This is a genomic window from Diaphorobacter limosus (assembly GCF_033100095.1).
In the GTDB taxonomy this organism is placed as follows: domain Bacteria; phylum Pseudomonadota; class Gammaproteobacteria; order Burkholderiales; family Burkholderiaceae_C; genus Alicycliphilus; species Alicycliphilus limosus.
Window position 1 is genome coordinate 1268632 of the sequence record NZ_CP136921.1, and the last position, 18293, is coordinate 1286924.

13 protein-coding genes are annotated in these 18293 nt (G+C 65.5%); 3 read left to right on the plus strand and 10 right to left on the minus strand.

From position 1 onward, the window contains the following. Positions 1-36: 36 nt before the first annotated feature. Entirely contained in the window at positions 37-399 is a 363-nt protein-coding gene (gene clpS / locus P4826_RS06155) for an ATP-dependent Clp protease adapter ClpS (protein ID WP_317703017.1), read from the minus strand. A gap of 58 nt (positions 400-457) precedes the next feature. Continuing rightward, complete coding sequence (dnaE, locus tag P4826_RS06160) at positions 458-4006, minus strand: DNA polymerase III subunit alpha (RefSeq protein ID WP_317703018.1); 3549 nt, start codon at positions 4004-4006, stop codon at positions 458-460. A 145-nt stretch (positions 4007-4151) separates the two neighbouring features. On the opposite strand from dnaE, the gene P4826_RS06165 reads away from it, so the two are divergent. Further along, positions 4152-4949, plus strand: a complete 798-nt coding sequence (locus P4826_RS06165; protein WP_317703019.1) for an outer membrane protein assembly factor BamD — start codon at positions 4152-4154, stop codon at positions 4947-4949. Here P4826_RS06165 and yoaA read toward each other — a convergent pair. Next, entirely contained in the window at positions 4912-6957 is a 2046-nt protein-coding gene (gene yoaA, locus P4826_RS06170; RefSeq protein WP_317703020.1) for a DNA repair helicase YoaA, read from the minus strand. The genes P4826_RS06165 and yoaA overlap by 38 nt on opposite strands. A gap of 94 nt (positions 6958-7051) precedes the next feature. Here yoaA and P4826_RS06175 point away from each other — a divergent pair, with 94 nt between their 5' ends. Next, positions 7052-7858, plus strand: coding sequence for a PP2C family protein-serine/threonine phosphatase (locus P4826_RS06175; protein WP_317703021.1), 807 nt, complete (start codon positions 7052-7054; stop codon positions 7856-7858). Here P4826_RS06175 and P4826_RS06180 read toward each other — a convergent pair whose 3' ends face one another. The 5 genes from P4826_RS06180 to P4826_RS06200 all read right to left on the minus strand — a co-directional run bounded on the left by P4826_RS06180 (position 7859) and on the right by P4826_RS06200 (position 15439). Further along, the gene (locus tag P4826_RS06180; protein WP_317703022.1) at positions 7859-8521 is read right to left on the minus strand and encodes a hypothetical protein; all 663 of its coding nucleotides are present in this window, start codon (positions 8519-8521) and stop codon (positions 7859-7861) included. It abuts the gene before it with no gap. Further along, positions 8521-9618 (minus strand): cell division protein ZapE, encoded by a 1098-nt coding sequence (gene zapE / locus P4826_RS06185; RefSeq protein WP_317703023.1) that lies wholly within the window; start codon positions 9616-9618, stop codon positions 8521-8523. Before zapE ends, P4826_RS06180 begins: the two co-directional genes overlap by 1 nt. A gap of 82 nt (positions 9619-9700) precedes the next feature. Then, a complete protein-coding gene (lpdA, locus tag P4826_RS06190; RefSeq protein WP_317703024.1) occupies positions 9701-11128 on the minus strand; it encodes a dihydrolipoyl dehydrogenase in 1428 nt (475 codons plus the stop codon). Positions 11129-11204: 76 nt separating this feature from the next. Continuing rightward, positions 11205-12464: a 2-oxoglutarate dehydrogenase complex dihydrolipoyllysine-residue succinyltransferase gene (gene odhB / locus P4826_RS06195; protein ID WP_317703025.1), complete on the minus strand. Its 1260-nt coding sequence runs from the start codon at positions 12462-12464 to the stop codon at positions 11205-11207. A 95-nt stretch (positions 12465-12559) separates the two neighbouring features. Beyond that, positions 12560-15439, minus strand: a complete 2880-nt coding sequence (locus P4826_RS06200) for a 2-oxoglutarate dehydrogenase E1 component (RefSeq protein ID WP_317703026.1) — start codon at positions 15437-15439, stop codon at positions 12560-12562. A 328-nt stretch (positions 15440-15767) separates the two neighbouring features. On the opposite strand from P4826_RS06200, the gene P4826_RS06205 reads away from it, so the two are divergent. Next, positions 15768-16832, plus strand: coding sequence for an AI-2E family transporter (locus P4826_RS06205; protein ID WP_317703027.1), 1065 nt, complete (start codon positions 15768-15770; stop codon positions 16830-16832). A gap of 61 nt (positions 16833-16893) precedes the next feature. Here P4826_RS06205 and P4826_RS06210 read toward each other — a convergent pair whose 3' ends face one another. Then, entirely contained in the window at positions 16894-17880 is a 987-nt protein-coding gene (locus P4826_RS06210) for a Bug family tripartite tricarboxylate transporter substrate binding protein (protein ID WP_317703028.1), read from the minus strand. Between the two features lie 42 nt (positions 17881-17922). Next, complete coding sequence (locus P4826_RS06215; RefSeq protein ID WP_317703029.1) at positions 17923-18285, minus strand: AtuA-related protein; 363 nt, start codon at positions 18283-18285, stop codon at positions 17923-17925. Positions 18286-18293: the final 8 nt, after the last annotated feature.

Below are 18293 nucleotides of genomic sequence, written 5' to 3' on the forward strand. Positions count from 1 at the left end.
CTTTAGATCGGGGGCAAAGGCCATTTATTCAACAGGCTATTCAATCGGCTCGCTCAGGCATTGCAGCGGGTGGCCAGCCTTGTGCGCCGCGTCCAGCACCTGCTCCACCTTGGTGGCGGCCACGTCGCGCGTATACACGCCGCAGATGCCTTTGCCGTCCAGGTGGATCTTGAGCATGATCTGCGTGGCGGCCTCGCGATCCTTGTTGAAAAACTCCTGCAGCACGACGACCACGAACTCCATCGGCGTGTAGTCGTCGTTGAGCATGACCACCTGGTACATCTGTGGCGGCTTGGTCTTCTGGGTACGCCGCTCGAGCACGACCGAGCCGCCGTGGTCCCTGGCGGGCAGACGTGGCGCGGGCGCGGACTTAGGGGGTTTGGTTGCCATGTGTTTCATTCTAGTGCGCCATGTGTTCGCGCAGCAGTCCCAGTAACTGGTACCAAAGCCGGCCTTTTCAAGCGCTCTCGTACACCACGCTGATATTGCTGCTACCGGCCTGCGCGCCCCAGGCGGCCAGAGCCGCGTCGCTGGGAAAGAAGCGGCTGGCCTCGCCCAGTTGCAACTCGGCGTCCGCGGCGCCACCCACCCCCTGGCAATGCACGCCCATGCGCACGCGCAGGCCGTGCACCAGCATCTCGCCTTGGTCGGTTTCCTCGCGTCGCGGGGGAAATTCACGCACCAGGGCCGCCACGTCGGGCCTGGTGCCGCCATTGGCGCCCACCAGCAGGTAGCGGCCAAAGCGTGCGCGCGCCGCGCCCAGGTCCCAGACCTGCTGCACCTTCAGGCGCAGCCCGCCGCTGAAGTGATCGAGCTGCAGCCGCCCGCTCAAGACCACAAACTCGTCGTCCTTGAGCATGGCGCCGCTGGCGGCGATCACTGCCTCGTCCGCCGAGGCCTCGATCACCGCCGATTTGTCATCAATCTTGAACAGCGCCAGCTTGCCGCGCTGGCCATTGATCTGGCGCGAGTCGCTGATGATGCCGGCCAGCACCTGGGTCTCGCGGCTGTCGCCCAGCTCGGCAATCGGCGTGCGCACAAAGCGCCGCACCTCCTGCTGCACCTCGTCGAACAGATGGCCCGAGAGGTAGAAGCCGACCGCCGTCTTTTCCTGCATCAGGCGCTCCTTGATGCCCCAGGGCGTGGCGTCGGCCAGATCGGGCTCCTGGGTGCTGGAGCCCACGGCATCCTCGCCCATCATGTCGAACAGCCCGCCCTGGTTGGCGTTGGCCAGTTGCGCCGCGGCAAAGTCAAATGCGCGGTCTATGGACGCCACGAGCGCCGCGCGGTTGAGCTGCAGCGCGTCGAAGGCGCCGGCCTTGATCAGCGCCTCCACCGTGCGCTTGTTGATGCGCGCCCTGTCCACGCGCACGCAGAAGTCGAACAGGCTCTTGAACGGCCCGTGGTCGCCGCCGCGCGGCCCCTCGCCACGGCCCTCACGCGCGGCAATGATGGCCTCTATGGCCTGCTGGCCCGTGCCCTTGACGGCGCCCAGGCCGTAGCGGATGACCTTGTCGGTCACGGGCTCGAAGCGGTACCTGCCGCGGTTGATGTCCGGCGGCTCGAAGCTGATGCCGAAATGCTTGACCGCATCCTCGTACAGCACCTTGAGCTTGTCGGTGTCGTCCATTTCCACCGTCATGTTGGCGCAGAAGAACTCGGCCGTGAAGTGCACCTTGAGCCAGCCCGTGTGGTAGGCCAGCAGCGAATAGGCGGCGGCATGCGACTTGTTGAAGCCGTAGCCGGCAAACTTCTCCATCAGGTCGAAGACCTCGTCGGCCTTGTCCTGGCTGATGCCCTTCTCTGCCGCGCCCTTGCGGAAGATGATGCGGTGCTCGGCCATTTCCTCGGGCTTTTTCTTGCCCATGGCGCGGCGCAACATGTCGGCGCCGCCCAGGCTGTAGCCGCCCAGGACCTGGGCGGTCTGCATCACCTGCTCCTGGTAGACCATGATGCCGTAGGTCTCGGCCAGCACGGGCTCGACCAGCGGGTGCGGGTACTCCACCACCTCCTTGCCGTGCTTGCGGTTCACGAAGCTGGGAATCAGGTCCATGGGGCCCGGGCGGTACAGGGCGTTGAGGGCAATCAGGTCTTCCAGGCGGCTGGGGCGGGCCTCTTTCAGCATGCCCTGCATGCCGCGGCTTTCAAACTGGAACACCGCCTCGGTCTTGCCGTCGGAGAACAGCCGGTAGGTGGGCCCGTCATCCAGCGGGATGTCCTCGAAGGCAAAGTTCTCCTGGCCTTTGTGGCGCTGCTGTATGAATTCGCGTGCAATCTCCAGGATGGTGAGCGTCGCCAGGCCCAGAAAGTCGAACTTGACCAGGCCTATGGCCTCGACATCGTCCTTGTCGTACTGGCTCACGGCCGACTCGCTGCCTGGCTGCTGGTAGAGCGGGCAAAAATCGGTCAGCTTGCCCGGTGCAATCAGCACGCCGCCGGCGTGCATGCCGATGTTGCGCGTCATGCCCTCGAGCTGCTGCGCCATCTCGATGATGGTGCGCACATCCTCCTCGTTGCGCACGCGCTCATACAGCTGGGGTTCGAGCTCCAGCGCGTAGTTGTTCTTGTCGCCTTCCTTCTTGGGCTCGGGCGGGTAGGCCAGGGTGTAGGTCTGACCGGGCTTGCCGGGCACCAATTTTGAAATGCCGTCGCAGAAGGTGTAGCTCATGTCCATGACGCGGCCCACGTCGCGGATGGCCGCCTTGGCGGCCATGGTGCCGAAGGTGGCGATCTGGCTCACGGCATTCTTGCCGTACTTGTCCTTCACATAGTCGATCACCCGGTCGCGGTTGGACTGGCAGAAGTCGATGTCGAAGTCGGGCATGGACACCCGCTCGGGGTTCAAAAACCGCTCGAACAGCAGGTTGTACTGCAGCGGGTCCAGATCCGTGATCTTCAGCGCATAGGCCACCAGCGAGCCCGCGCCCGAGCCACGGCCGGGGCCCACCGGGCAACCGTTGGCCTTGGCCCACTGGATGAAGTCGCCCACGATGAGGAAGTAGCCCGGAAAGCCCATCTTCAGAATGGTGCCCAGCTCGAACTCCAGCCGTTCCTCGTAGCGCGGACGCTGCTTTTCGCGCTCGGCCTCCTGGGGGAAAAGGTGCAGCAGGCGCTCCTTGAGGCCCTCGAACGAGGCGTAGCGGAAATACTCATCGATCGGCATGCCATTGGGAGTGGGAAAGTCGGGCAGCTGCGGCTTGCCCAGCACCAGCGTCAGGTTGCAGCGCTTGGCGATCTCCAGCGTGTTGGCAATGGCCGAGGGCAGGTCGGCAAACAGCGCCTGCATCTCGGCGCTGCTCTTGAAGTACTGCTCGCGCGTGAAACGGCGCACGCGCCGCTGGCTGGCCAGGATCTCGCCCTCGGCGATGCACACGCGCGCCTCATGCGCCTCGTAACCATCGGCCTGGCCAAACTGCACTGGGTGCGTGGCCACCACCGGCAGCTGCAGCCGCGCCGCCAGCTGCACGGCGGCGGTGACATGGGCCTCGTCATCGGCACGGCCGGCGCGCTGCAACTCGATGTAAAAACGATGTGGAAAAACACCCGCCAGGCGCAGGGCCAGCGCCGCCGCGCCGGCTTCGTCGCCACGCATCAGCGCCTGGCCCACGGGGCCGGCCTGGGCGCCGGCCAGCGCGATCAGGCCGGCATGGAGCTCCTGCAGCCAGTCCCAGGTACACAGCGGCAGGTTCTTCACGACACCCCGCGTCCAGGCGCGTGCCAGCAGCTCGGACAGGTTCAGGTAGCCCTGGCGGTTCTGCACCAGCAGCAGCAGGCGCGCGGGCGGCGCGCCGGCCTCGCCTTCCAAGTAGACCTCGGCGCCCAGAATGGGCTTGACCCCCTTGCCACGCCCTTCCTTGTAGAACTTGATGGCGCCAAAGAGGTTGTTCAGGTCGGTAATCGCCAGGGCGGGCTGCCCATCCTTGGCAGCGGCCTTGACGACCTCGTCGATGCGGGTGGTTCCGTCCACGACGGAAAATTCGGTATGCAGGCGCAGGTGAACAAACATGCCGGCATTGTAGGAATGCGGGCTTGGCCTCGTGCTCCGGCAGGTCGGGCGGCTTACTTACAATGCCGGGTTGCGGGTACCGCGCGGTCTTGTCTCCCGACAGGGTTGCCACCCATGCCATTCATTCATCCCGAGAGCTGCCGTCATGCCGCGTTTTCCTCTATCTTTGTTGTCTGCCCTGCTGGCCGCCGGCCTTTTGGCCGCCTGCGCCAGCCCCAACGAAGACAAAACCGCCGGCTGGAGCACGGACAAAATCTACGCCGAGGCGCGCGATGAACTCAACGGCGGCGCCTATGACAAGGCCGTGCCGCTGCTGGAAAAGCTCGAAGGCCGCGCCGCCGGAACGCCACTGGCCCAGCAGGCGCAGCTGGAAAAAGCCTACGCCCAGTACAAGGGTGGCGAAAAGGCCCAGGCCGTGGCCACGCTGGATCGCTTCATGAAGCTGCACCCGGCAAGCCCCGCCTTCGACTACGCGCTGTACCTGAAGGGTCTGGTCAACTTCAATGAAAACCTGGGTCTGTTCTCCTGGCTGTCACGCCAGGACCTGTCCGAGCGCGACCAGAAGGCTGCCAAGGATTCGTTCGAATCCTTCCGCGAGCTGGCGACGCGCTTTCCCGAGTCGCGCTACACGCCGGATGCGCGCCTGCGCATGACCTACATCATCAACTCGCTGGCGCAGTACGAGGTGCATGTCGCCCGCTACTACTACGAGCGCGGCGCCTATGTGGCGGCCGTGGGCCGGGCGCAAAGCGCGATTGCGGACTACAAGGACGTGCCCGCGACCGAGGAGGCGCTGTACATCCTGGTGCGTTCCTACGACGCCCTGGGCATGACGCAGTTGCGCGACGACGCGCGCCGTGTGCTGGAAGCCTCGTACCCGAACAGCAGCCTGCCCAAGGCAGGCTTCAAGGGCACGGACAACCCGTGGTGGAAGTTCTGGTAAACGCCGCCAGCGCCGCATCAAACTCTTCTTGCGACCGCAGCCTGCGCATGGCGGGCAGGGCCCGCAGCAGGCGCTTGCCATAACCCATGCGCAGCAGCCGCTGGTCGGCCACAACCAGCACACCGGTATCGCTTTCGCTGCGTATCAGGCGGCCGGCGCCCTGCTTGAGGGCAAGCGCCGCCGCAGGCAAGGCATCGTCACGAAATGGGCTGCGCCCCTGCTGTTTGAGGCGCCGCCCCCGCGCCTGCACCAGCGGATCACCGGGGGACGGGAACGGCAACTTGTCGATCACCAGAAGCTGCAGCGCCTGGCCCGGCACGTCAAACCCCTCCCAGAAGCTGGCCGAGCCAACCAGCACATGGCCCACAGCATCCGCCGGCGCACGAAAGCATTCCATGATCTGCCGCTTGGGCGCCTGGCCCTGCACCAGCACCTCGATGCCACCACCGACCGCCAGGCGCTGCTGCAGCACGCCGGCCATGACCTGCAGCGCACGCAGGCTGGTGGTCAGCACCAGCGTGCGCCCGCCCAGGCGCGTCGCCGCATCCGCCACCCAATGGGCCAGCTGCTCGCTGTGCGCGGGATCCGTGGCGGCGGGCAGCTGGGGCGGCACATAGAGCGCGGCCTGGCGCGCATAGTCGAACGGGCTGTCCAGACGCAGCGTGCGTGCGCCATCCATGCCGCAGGCCTCGGTGAACCAGCTCAGTTGTGCGTCATCACCCAGCGTGGCCGAGGTGAACACCCAGGTGCGCTTGCACCCCGCCAATGGCGCCACGGGCTCGTCCCAGGCTCCAGCCTCGGCCGGCGGGCCTTGCCATAGCGTGCGCAGGGCCGGGGCCAGAGCCAGCGGCACCTCGCTCAGCCGCAGCTGGCCGGTCCAATCGAGCCAGCGCACGCCATCGGCACTACCCGGAGCGGAAAACCGTGCCAGCCGCGCCAGCAAGTCCACCGTGCGTTCATGCAGATGTGCCAGGTCGGGAGCCAGCGCCGTCACGCCATCCAGCCCCGCCAGGATGCCGCGCAGGACGCCCACTGCACGCGCCATTGCGCCATCCCACGCCGTGGCATCCACGCCATCGGGCGCCGCACCCACCCAGGCCACCCGCCCGGGCACGACACCCGCAGCACTATCGGCCACAAGCAGGTGCAACTCTCGCGTCGCCTGGCGCAGCAAGGCGCCGAGCCCCTGCCAGTCGGCCAATCCCCGCGCATGGCGCAGGCCGCTGACGAGCAGGTCCTGCGCCAGATCGTGCAGCTGGCCGGTGCCCAACTGTGCGCCCAGGAACTGGCTGGCGGTCTCGGCCAGTTGATGGGCCTCGTCAAAAACCACCACACCCGAGTTGGGCAACAGTTGCGCCACGCCCGATTCGCGCACGGCCTGGTCGGCAAAGAACAGGTGGTGGTTGATCACCAGCACATCGGCCGCCAGGGCCGTGCGTCGCGCCTGGTACACATGGCAGTCGGCAAAGCGTGGGCAGTCCTGGCCCAGACAGTTGTCGCGCGTTGACGTAACCAGCCCCAGGAGCGGCGAGCGCTCATCCAGCCCGGGCAACTCCGCGAGGTCGCCGCTCTGCGTGCCCTGGGCCCACAGCTCGATGCGCGCCAATTCTTGCGCCTGGGCCGGGGCCAGCACCGGGTTGTATCGTGCCTGCTGCAGGCGTTGGTGGCACAGGTAGCTGGCCCGCCCCTTGAGCAAGGCCGTACACAGCGGCAGTGCCAGGGCGCGCAGCAACAGCGGCAGGTCACGGCCATACAGCTGATCCTGCAGCGCCTTGGTGGCCGTGGAGACCACCACCCGCTCACCGCTGAGCAGGGCAGGCACCAGGTAGGCAAAGGTCTTGCCGACGCCGGTGCCGGCCTCCACCACCAGCGGGGCGTGGTCTTCGATGGCCTCTGCCACCGCCTGCGCCATGGCCGTCTGCTCGGCGCGCGGCCGAAAATGCGGCTGCGCGCGCGCCAGCGGCCCATCGGCCGCGAACGCGCCGGCGACGAGATCACTCAAGGACATGCGAGAAACGGAACCCGGACGGCATGGCGTTGATAATAATGGGCTCCCAGCCGCCACCGCCCCCCGCGGGCGCCCCAGCGCCCAACCGCAGCCCATGACCAAAGCGTTCCGCCTCATTGCTTCGACCGGCATCCACAAGGGTGACCGCGACTACCAGCAGGATCAGGTCGCCCTGCTCTCGCATCCGCGCTACAACGGCTGTGTGCTGGCGGTGGTGGCCGATGGCATGGGTGGACGCAGCGGCGGGCGCAAGGCCTCGGATCAGGTGATGATGACCGCGCGCCAGCTGTTCGAGCGCTATTGCCCCGACACCGACGACGCCAGCAGCCTGCTTGAGCACATCGTGCACGAGTCGCATATCGTCATTCGCCTCACGGCCATATCGGCCGAGCAGGAGCCGCACAGCACGGTGGCCGCCTTTTTGATCAACCCGCGCGGAGACTGCCATTGGGCGCATGCCGGGGATTCACGCATTTACCACTTCCAGGGCGGGCGGCTGCTCTACCGCACGGCGGATCACTCCTATGTGCAAGCCCTGGTCGATCGCGGCGAGCTGACCGAGGCCGAGGCCAGCAACCACCCGCACTCCAACATCCTCATAGGCTGCCTGGGCTCGGAAAGCGACCCGCCCGTGACCATGCATCTGATCTCCCAGCTGCAGCCGGGCGATGTGCTGCTGGCATGCAGCGATGGCGTGTGGCATTACTTTTCGCCGGCCGAACTGGCCTCGGTGCTGGAGTCGCTGACACCGCGCGAGGCCACCGAGTTCCTGATCGACAAGGCCCGCTCCCGCGCGCGTGGCGGTGGCGACAACCTGTCGCTGGTGGTGGTGAGGATCGAGGCCCTGGCAGACGAGAAGAAGCTTCCCCCCCTGGTGGCGCCGCTGACGCTCTCGGCCTGATCAGGGGGCAGGCAGCGGGGCCGGTGGCTTGCGCCCCGATGCCTGTGCCTGGGCCTTGTCGCGCTCATGCTGCTCGCGCCGCTCACGCGCCTTTTGCTGCTTCGCGTCGTAGCGTGCGCGTGATTCCGATGCGCGCTGCGCCTCGGCCTGCTGGCGCTCCTGCTGCTCTTGCGCCTGCTGCGCGGCGCGGTGCTGCTGCTCGGCGGCGCGCTGCTGGGCCTGCTGCGCGCGCGTTTGCGCATTGCCGCGCTCCGTGGCGCGCATCGGCGGCGGTTTTTCTCCCGACTGCAGGTTCTGCCGCTGCTCCTGCTGCCGCTCCTCGATGGAGCGGCGCCGCTCGGCGGCCTTTTCCCGGCGCTCTTCGTCGTTGATTTGCAGCTCCTGGCGGCGCAGCCGATTCTCGGCCTCGCGCACCCTGGCGCGGACCTGGTTCAGGCAGTCATGCACGGCAAACTGCTGGTAGCAGGCCGCCTCATCGCTGCTGCGCCCGGCCTGCAGGGCCTGGCGCTCGGCCTGTATCTGCGCGCGCCGCAATTCGCGCTGCTGCTGTGGCCCGGCGGCAGTGCCGGAAGCCGCATCCTGCGCCAGAGTGAGGCCGGGCAATGCCAGCAGCGCGGCCAGGCACAGAAGCACCCTCAGGGAATGACGGGCATGGATGGGCATCAGGTCAATCCGGTATCGACGACACGCCGCTCAAGCTGCAGGTATTCCTTGGACTGCATCTCGTTGAGGCGCGAGACCGTGCGCGGAAACTCGTGCGCCAGCGGGCCGTCGGTATACAAGTCCTCGGGCGGCACCGCCGCCGAAATGATGAGCTTGACGCGTCTGTCGTACAACACGTCCACCAGCCAGGTGAAGCGCCTTGCCGGCGAGGCCATGTTGACCGGCATATGCGGCACGTTCGACAGCAGCACGGTGTGGAACTGGCTGGCCAGCTCCAGATAGTCGTTCTGCGAGCGCGGGCCCATGCACAGTTCGCGAAAGTCGAACCACACCACGCCGCCGGCCTTGCGCAGGGCGTGGATCTCGCGCGCCTCTATGCGCAGCACCGGATCTTCGTCATGCACCTCCGCCAGCTGGTCGAAGGTTTGCGCCATCTCGGCGTCGGCCTGCGGCCCCAGCGGGCAGTGGTAGAGCCTAGCGTTCTCCAGCGTGCGGCGGCGGTAGTCGGTACCGTTGTCGACATTCACCACCTCCATGCGCTCGTTCAAGAGCGCAATCGCCGGCAGGATGCGGTCGCGGTGCAGGCCGTCGGGGTAGAGCTCGTCCGGCTTGAAGTTGGAGGTGGTGACAAAGCCCACGCCGTTTTCGAACAACGCCACCAGCAGGCGATGCAGGATCATGGCGTCGGTCACGTCCGCTACGTGAAATTCATCGAAGCAAATCAGCTTGTAGCGCTTGGCGATGTTGGCGCCCAGGGCGTCCAGCGGGTTTTGCGTGCCCTGCAGGCTGGCGAGCTCGCGGTGCACCTCGCGCATGAACTCGTGAAAGTGCAGGCGGACCTTGCGTTTCAGGGGCACCGCGTTGAAGAAGCAATCCATGAGAAAGCTCTTGCCCCGCCCGACGCCGCCGTACATGTAGACGCCCTTGGGAATGTCGGGGTGGTTGATGAGCTTCTTCAAACTGTTGGAGCGCTTGGCCTTGTAGCGGCTCCATTCGTCGGCGCAGCGCTCCAGCGCATCGATGGCGCGCAGCTGCGCCGGGTCGCTTGCAAATCCCTTGGCGGCCAGCTCCGCCTCGTACGCCTGCCTGACTGTCACCGCATTCTCCGTATACTGCAAAAATAATAGCTGCTAGCGCTTGATGGTTAAGCGCTAGCAGCTATTTTCACCTAAATTTTACTTAGAAATTCAGGGTGCGCTTGTCCACCGCCAGGGCGGCTTCCTTGGTGGCCTCGCTCAAAGAGGGGTGGGCGTGGCAAATGCGGGCGATGTCCTCGGCGCTGGCCTTGAACTCCATCGCCACCACGGCCTCGGCGATCAGCTCGGACGCCATGGGGCCGACGATGTGCACGCCGAGGATTTCGTCGGTCGCCGCATCGGCCAGGAACTTGACGAAACCGGTGGTGTCGCCCAGGGCGCGCGCGCGGCCGTTGGCCAGGAAGGGAAAGCTGCCGGCCTTGTACTTGACGCCGTCGGCTTTGAGTTGCTGCTCGGTGCGGCCGACCCAGGCGATCTCAGGGCTGGTGTAGATGACCCAGGGGATGGTGTTGAAGTTGACATGGCCGTGCTGGCCCGCCATGCGTTCGGCCACGGCCACGCCTTCTTCCTCGGCCTTGTGCGCCAGCATGGGGCCACGCACCACGTCGCCCACGGCCCAGACGCCGGGCAGATTCGTCCGGCAATCGCCATCGACCACGATCGCGCCGCGCTCGTCCAGCTGCAGGCCCACGACCTCGGCATTCAGGCCGATCGTGTTGGGTGCGCGGCCAATGGAGACGATGAGCTTGTCCACGTCGAGCTTTTGCGCTTCGCCCTTGGCATTGGTGTAGGCGACGGACACACCCTTCTTGCCGTTCTTCACCTCGCCAATCTTCACACCCAGCTCGATCTTCAGGCCCTGCTTGTCAAAGGCCTTCTTGGCCTCCTTGGCGACCTGCTCGTCGACCGCGCCCAGGAAGGTCGGCAGGCCTTCGAGCACCGTCACGTCGGCGCCCAGGCGGCGCCAGACGCTGCCCATCTCCAGGCCGATGACGCCCGAACCCACCACGCCGAGCTTCTTGGGCACGGCGCCAATAGCCAGCGCGCCGTCGTTGGACAGCACGTTGACCTCGTCGAACTCCACGCCGGGCAGCGCACGGGCGTTGGAGCCGGTGGCGACGATGATCTGCTTGGCGGTCAGCAGATCTTCGGTCTTGCCGGCCACCTTGATCTCGTAGCCGCCTTCAACGGCCTTGACGAACGAGCCGCGGCCGTGGAAGAAGCTGACCTTGTTCTTCTTGAACAGGTAGAGGATGCCGTCGTTGTTCTGCTTCACCACGGTGTCCTTGCGGCCGATCATGGTGGCCACGTCCATCGTCACCTTGCCGGTGCTGATACCGTGCTCGGCAAAATGCTTGTTGGCGTGCTCGAAATGCTCGCTCGACTGCAGCAGCGCCTTGGACGGGATGCAGCCCACGTTGGTGCAGGTGCCACCGGGCGCGGGACCGCCCTTGTCGTTGGTCCAGGCGTCGATACAGGCGACGTTCATGCCCAGCTGGGCGGCGCGGATGGCGGCGATATAGCCGCCGGGACCGGCGCCGATGACGACAACGTCAAATTGTTTGCTCATGGTGTGAATTCTTGAAAAAGAGTTGAAAAAACCCACCGCTGGGCTGGGCCGAGGGTGGGTTTCAGGAGGCCTTGAATTACAGGTCGAACAAGAGACGCGAGGGGTCTTCCAGCGCGTCCTTCATCGCCACCAGGCCCAGCACGGCCTCGCGGCCGTCGATGATGCGGTGGTCATACGACATGGCCAGGTAGTTCATCGGGCGCACCACGACCTGGCCGTTTTCGACCACGGCGCGATCCTTGGTGGCATGCACGCCCAGGATGGCCGACTGCGGCGGGTTGATGATGGGCGTGGACATCATCGAGCCGAAGGTGCCGCCGTTGGAAATCGAGAAGGTGCCGCCGGTCATCTCCTCGATGCCCAGCTTGCCCTCGGCGGCCTTCTTGCCGAATTCGGCAATCTTCTTCTCAATGTCGGCAAAGCTCATCTGGTCAGCATTGCGCAGAATCGGCACCACCAGGCCGCGCGGGCTGCCCACGGCGATGCCGATGTCGAAGTAGCCGTGATAGACGATGTCGTTGCCGTCAACGGAAGCGTTCAGCACCGGGAATTTCTTCAGGGCGTGCACGGCGGCCTTGACGAAGAAGGACATGAAGCCGATCTTCACGCCGTGTTCCTTGGTGAAGGCGTCCTGGAACTTCTTGCGCATCTCCATCACCGGGGCCATGTTCACTTCGTTGAAGGTGGTCAGGATGGCGTTGGTGGACTGCGACTGCAGCAGGCGCTCGGCCACGCGGGCGCGCAGGCGGCTCATGGGCACGCGCTGCTCGGGGCGATCGCCCAGGTTCAGGCCGCCAGCAGGCGCTGCCACCTGCGGCAGTGCCTTGGTGGGCACGCCGGTGGGGATGACGGCGGCGGTGGACTTGACGCCACCGGCGACGGCGGCCAGGGCGTCGCCCTTGGTCACGCGGCCATCCTTGCCGGAGCCTGCCACCTGGGCGGCAGACAGATTGGCCTCGGCCAGGATCTTGGCGGCGGCGGGCATGGCCACGTCGCCCTTGTTGCCGCCAGCGGCAGCCGGCGCTGCGGCGGCCGCGGGTGCTGCGGCTGCGGCAGGAGCGGCAGCAGGGGCCGCAGCGGCTGCGCCGGCCTTGCCTTCGGTATCGATCTTGGCGATGACCTGCTCGGAGACCACCGTGCCACCATCGCCGACCACATGCTCGGCCATCACGCCGGCGGCCGGGGCGGGCACTTCGAGCACCACCTTGTCGGTCTCGATCTCGATCAGGATCTCATCCTGGGCGACGGCCTCGCCGGGCTTTTTCTTCCACTGCAGCAGCGTGGCCTCGGCCACGGATTCGGACAGCTGGGGAACCTTCACTTCTACGATTGCCATTTTGAATTCCGTTATGTGTTGTGCGTTGTACGGTGGATGGGCGTTGTGCCGGCGTTGCGCACAACGCCCATCGCACAACGCTCAACCTGTGAGCCTTACTTGGTCAGAACGAACCCCTTGAGCTTGGCGAAGGCCGCCTCGATCAGGCTCTTTTGCTGATCCTGGTGCAGGTGCGCGTAACCCACGGCCGGCGAGGCCGAAGCGGCGCGGCCGGCGTAGCCGAGCTTCTGGCCGTCTTGCATGTTCTCGTGGATGTTGTGCTGGATGAAGAACCAGGCGCCCTGGTTCTGCGGCTCGTCCTGGCACCACACGATGTCAGTGGCGTTGGGGTACTTCTTGAGCTCGGCGGCAAAGGCCTTGTGCGGGAAGGGGTAGAGCTGCTCGACGCGGATGATGGCCACATCACTGCGCTCAGCCTCTGTGCGCTTCTTCACCAGGTCGTAGTACACCTTGCCAGAGCAGGCAATGACGCGCTTGACCTTGTCGGCCTTCTTGGCAATGTTCGCATCCTGCTCAACCAGCACGGTCTGGAAACCGCCCTTGGTGAACTCCGACAGCGGCGAGGTCGCGTCCTTGTTACGCAGCAGGCTCTTAGGCGTCATGATGACCAGGGGCTTGCGCAGGTTGCGCACCATCTGGCGGCGCAGCACATGGAAGATCTGGCTGGCCGTGGTCGGCTGCACGATCTGCATGTTGGCGTCGGCTGCCAGCTGCATGAAGCGCTCCAGGCGTGCCGAGGAATGCTCGGGGCCCTGGCCCTCGTAGCCATGCGGCAGCATCAGCGTCAGGCCGTTGATGCGACCCCATTTCACCTCGCCGGAGGCGATGAACTGGTCGATCACCACCTGCGCACCGTTGGCGAAGTCGCCGAACTGCGCCTCCCAGATCACCAGCGTGTTGGGGTCGTTGGAAGCGTAGCCATACTCGAACGCCAGCACCGCCTCTTCCGACAGGATGGAGTCGATGACGACGAAAGGCGCCTGGTTCTCGGCCACATTTTGCAGTGGGATATAGGTGCCCTCGTCCCACTTCTCGCGCTTCTGGTCGTGGATCACGGCGTGGCGGTGCGTGAAGGTGCCGCGGCCGCAGTCCTCGCCCGACAGGCGCACGGGGTAGCCCGAGGCGACCAGCGAGGCGAAGGCCATGTGCTCGCCCATGCCCCAGTCCACATTCATCTCGCCCCGGCCCATGGCGGCGCGATCGTCGTAGACCTTCTTCACCAGCATGTGCGGCGTGACGCTGTCGGGGATGGTGGTGATGCGCTCGGCCAGACGCTTCCACTCGGTCAGCGGAATGGCGGTGTCGCCCGCGTCGGTCCAGGCCTTGCCCAGGAAGGGGCTCCAGTCGACGGCGTACTTGCTCTTGAAATTGGTCAGCACCGGATCGACCGTGTGCTTGCCCGCGTCCATAGCGGCGCGATAGGCCTTCACCATGTCGTCGCCCAGGCTCTCACCGAAGCCCTGCGCGGCCAGCTTGTCGGCGTAGAGCTTGCGCGTGCCGGGGTGCTGGGCAATCTTCTTGTACATCAGCGGCTGCGTGAGCATGGGCGTGTCCTGCTCGTTGTGGCCCAGCTTGCGGTAGCAGATGATGTCAATCACCACGTCCTTGGAGAACTCCATGCGGAATTCCAGGGCCAGCTGCACGGCCAGGCACACGGCCTCAGGGTCGTCGCCATTCACGTGCAGCACGGGCGACTCGATCATCTTCACGATGTCGGTGCAGTACAGCGTGGAGCGCAGGTCGCGTGGGTCGCTGGTGGTGAAACCGATCTGGTTGTTGATGATGATGTGCACCGTGCCGCCCGTGGTGTAGCCACGTGTCTCGGACAGGGCCAGGGTTTCCTGGTTCACGCCCTGGCCGGCGAAGGCGGCATCGCCGTGCACCAGCACCGGCAGCACCTGCTTGCCCTTGGGGTCATCGCGGCGATCCATGCGCGAGCGCACCGAGCCCTCGACCACCGGGTTGACGATCTCCAGATGCGAAGGGTTGAAGGCCAGCGACAGATGCACCGGGCCGCCAGCGGTGGAGACGTCAGAGCTGAAGCCCTGGTGGTACTTCACGTCACCGGCGGGCAGGTCCTCGGGCGCGGTGTGCTCGAACTCGGCGAACAGATCGGCGGGCATCTTGCCCAAGGTGTTGACCAGCACGTTCAGGCGGCCGCGGTGGGCCATGCCGATCACCACTTCCTGCACGCCCTTGGCACCGGCAGCGTTGATCAGCTCGTCCATGGCGGCGATGAAGGACTCCCCGCCCTCGAGCGAAAACCGTTTCTGGCCGACGTATTTGGTGTGCAGGAAACGCTCCAGGCCTTCGGCAGCGGTGAGGCGGTCCAGGATGCGCTTCTTCTTCTCGGCATTGAAGGCCGGCTTGCTGCGGATCGACTCCAGCTTTTGCTGCCACCAGCGTTTCTGGTTCTGGTCGGAAGCGTACATGTACTCCGAGCCAATCGTGCCGCAATAGGTTTCGCGCAGCGCGTTGATCAGCTCGCGCAGCGACAGGCTTTCCTTGCCGAAGAAGGTGTTGCCAACGTTGAAAACGGTTTCCTGGTCAGCATCCGTGAAACCGTAGAACGAGGGCTCCAGCTCGGGGATGTTCGGACGCTCGGTACGCTTCAGGGGGTCGAGATCGGCCCAGCGCTGGCCCACGTTGCGGTAGGCGGCAATGAGCTGCTGCACGGCTACGCGCTTGCGGCCCATTTCGGTGTCGGCGCCGGTGGCCACCACGACCTGGGTGCCACCTTGCTTGGCACGCTCGGCAAAGGCGTTGATGACGGGCAGGTGCGGTACATCGCGCGCGTCGCTGCCGTCGGCAGCGGGCACATGTTGCAGTGCGTCAAAGTATTCGCGCCAGGAATCTGGCACGCTACCCGGATTGGCCAGGTAGTTTTCGTACATCTCCTCGACATAGGGCGCGTTGCCGCCGAAGAGATAGGTGTTGCCTTGGTAGGCTTGGTAAACGGACGTTGTCTCACTCATGTTGGCGCTGACCTTCGACTCCCTGCAGGAGGCTTTAGCTGGTTGAGAAACCTTCCGCGTCACGGCTGAACCGGTTGGCGGATGCGACTGTGGCTTGGAAGGGCCTGAATGCGGGCGCTATTGTGCCATTGAACGCCTTGCAGCTGCCTTGCAATCGCCGGGCCGGCTTGGCTTATTCCATTTCCAAATCATTCGTGTCTGGGCGCGAAGCCGCAGACAGTGCTGCAGCACGGCAAGGCGAAGCAACAACGACACGGGTGATTTAGAAATGGAATTACATTGTGAGCCCGCTCACTTTGGAGCGTGTTTGCGACCCCCGCCGCCCCACATGCACCCGCCATTGCTCCAGAACCGCACCCTGCTGCTGTTGCTCACCATCGTCACGCTGGCCTTTGGCACCATCCTCTGGCCGCTCAATGGCGCCATTTTCTGGGGAGTGGTGCTGGCCATTCTGTTCAGCCCGTTGCACCGCCGCTTGCAGCGGCGCATGCCACGGCGGCGCAACCTGGCGGCCTTCGTCACGCTGTGCATCTGCCTGGTGATCGTCATCCTGCCCATGGCGCTCATAGGACTGTCGCTGGTGCAGGAGGCCAGCGTGGCCTATGAGCGGGTGCGCTCCGGGCAGCTGAATTACGGCGCCTACCTGCAGCAGATGCTGGCCGCCCTGCCCGCCTGGGTGCTGGAGCTGCTGGACCGCTTCCACCTCACCTCCATGGCCGAGCTGCAGGCGCGCCTGACGGCCTTTGGCGCCCAGGCCAGCCAGTTCCTGGCCACCAAGGCGCTGGACCTGGGGCAGAACACGCTGCAGTTCGTCGTCAGCTTTGGCGTCATGCTGTACCTGCTGTTCTTCTTGCTGCGCGACGGGCGGGCACTGGCGGCGCGCATCCGCGAGGCGATTCCGCTGGACGCCGAGCACAAGGATCAGCTGGCGCAGAAGTTCACCACCGTGATCCGCGCCACCGTCAAGGGCAACATCGTCGTCGCCGCGTCGCAGGGCGCGCTGGGCGGACTGATCTTCTGGCTGCTGGACATACAGGGGCCGGTGATGTGGGGCGTGCTGATGGCCTTTCTGTCGCTGCTGCCGGCCGTGGGCGCCAGCCTGATCTGGGGCCCGGTCGCCATCTACTTCCTGGCCACCGGCGCCACCGGCCAGGCCGCCATCCTCACGGCCTACGGCATCGGCGTCATCGGCCTGGTGGACAACCTGCTGCGCCCGCTGCTGGTGGGCAAGGACACCAAGATGCCGGACTACGTGGTACTGATCTCCACGCTGGGCGGCATGGCGCTGTTTGGCCTGACCGGCTTCGTCATCGGCCCCGTGATTGCCGCCCTGTTCATGGCCACCTGGGGCTTGTTTGCCCCCGCCGGGGACTCACATAGCTCCCAAAAGTAGAGCTACTCGCGCTTATCCATAAAGCGCTTGAAGCCAAAAATATTCAAAATTCATCGCCCACTCATTCGGGCTCTATGCCCGCGGCCTTGATGACCTTGCCCCATTTCTGGGTCTCGGCGGCCTGGAATTTGGCGAGCTCCTCGGGCGTGGTGGTCCAGGCTTCGGAGCCGGCGTTGGTGAAGAACGACCTAGCGGCCTCGCTTTTCGTGGCGTGGGCCAGCAGCTCGTTCAGGCGCGCCACCACCGGCGCGGGCGTGCCGGCGGGCACGTAGGCGGCGAACCAGTAGCCCATGTCGTAGCCCTTCACGCCAGCCTCGGCGATGGTGGGTACGTCGGGCAGCTGGGCGCCGCGCTTTTGCGTGGAGTAGCCCAGGGCGCGCAGCTTGCCGGCCTTGATCTGCGGCACGCCGGTAGAGGTGTCGGTAATCATCATGTCGATCTGCCCGCCCAGCAGGTCGGTAATCGCCAGCGGGTTGCTCTTGTAGGGCACATGCAGGATGTCCACATCGGCCAGCTGCTTGAGCATCTCGCCGGCCATGCGGCTCGATGAGCTGCCGCTGCCAAAGCTGAGCTTGCCGGGGTTCTTCTTGGCAAAGGCCAGCAGCTCGGCCACGCTTTTGTAGGGCGCGCCAGCATTCACCACCAGCACCTGCCCACCCTTGCCCAGGCCGGTGACGGGCGCGAAGTCCTTCACCGGGTCGTAGGACAGCTTTTTGTACAGATGCTCGTTGGCGGCGTGCGTGGTGTTGGTGGTGATGAGCACGGTGTAGCCGTCGGGCGCGGCCTTGGCCGCGGCCTGGGCGGCGATCATGCCGCTGGCGCCGGCCTTGTTGTCCACCACCACGGGCTGCTTGGTGTCGGTGGTGACCGACTGGCCCAGGGCGCGCGCCAGCTGGTCGGTGGCACTGCCGGCGGCAAACGGCACGATGAAGGTGATGGCCTTGGCCGGATAGGCCGGCGCCTGGGCACTGGCGGTGCCTGCTGCGGCGCATGCCAGCGTGGCGGCAACGATAGCCAGTGCGCGGCGGCGGTGCATGGATGGGTTCATGTTTGTCTCCTGGGTTTGCTGTGTTGAAAATCGAAAAATGGCTTACCGGGGGCCAGCCAGGTGCTGCGCCAGCGCCGCTGGCACCTGCACCGGCAGATCGAGCAGCAAGAAGGACAGGGCCTTGCCATGGCTGTCGAGGTTCAGCGCGTCGTTGACGCCGCCGTCGAGCACGCCGTCGAGCACGAAGTTCATGGCCTGCAGCTTGGGCAACACATGGCGCGTGACCTGGCTGGGCCGTCGCTCTGCAAACTGGCGCGCCACGGCCTCTTCGGTGACTAGATCGACCAGCACATCCCAGAGCGCGGGGTGCCAGGCGATGACGCTGATGTTGGAGCGATTGCCCTTGTCGCCCGTACGGCCGTGGGCCAGGCGGTGCAGGGGAACGGTGAGAACGGTATCGGTCATGGTTATTG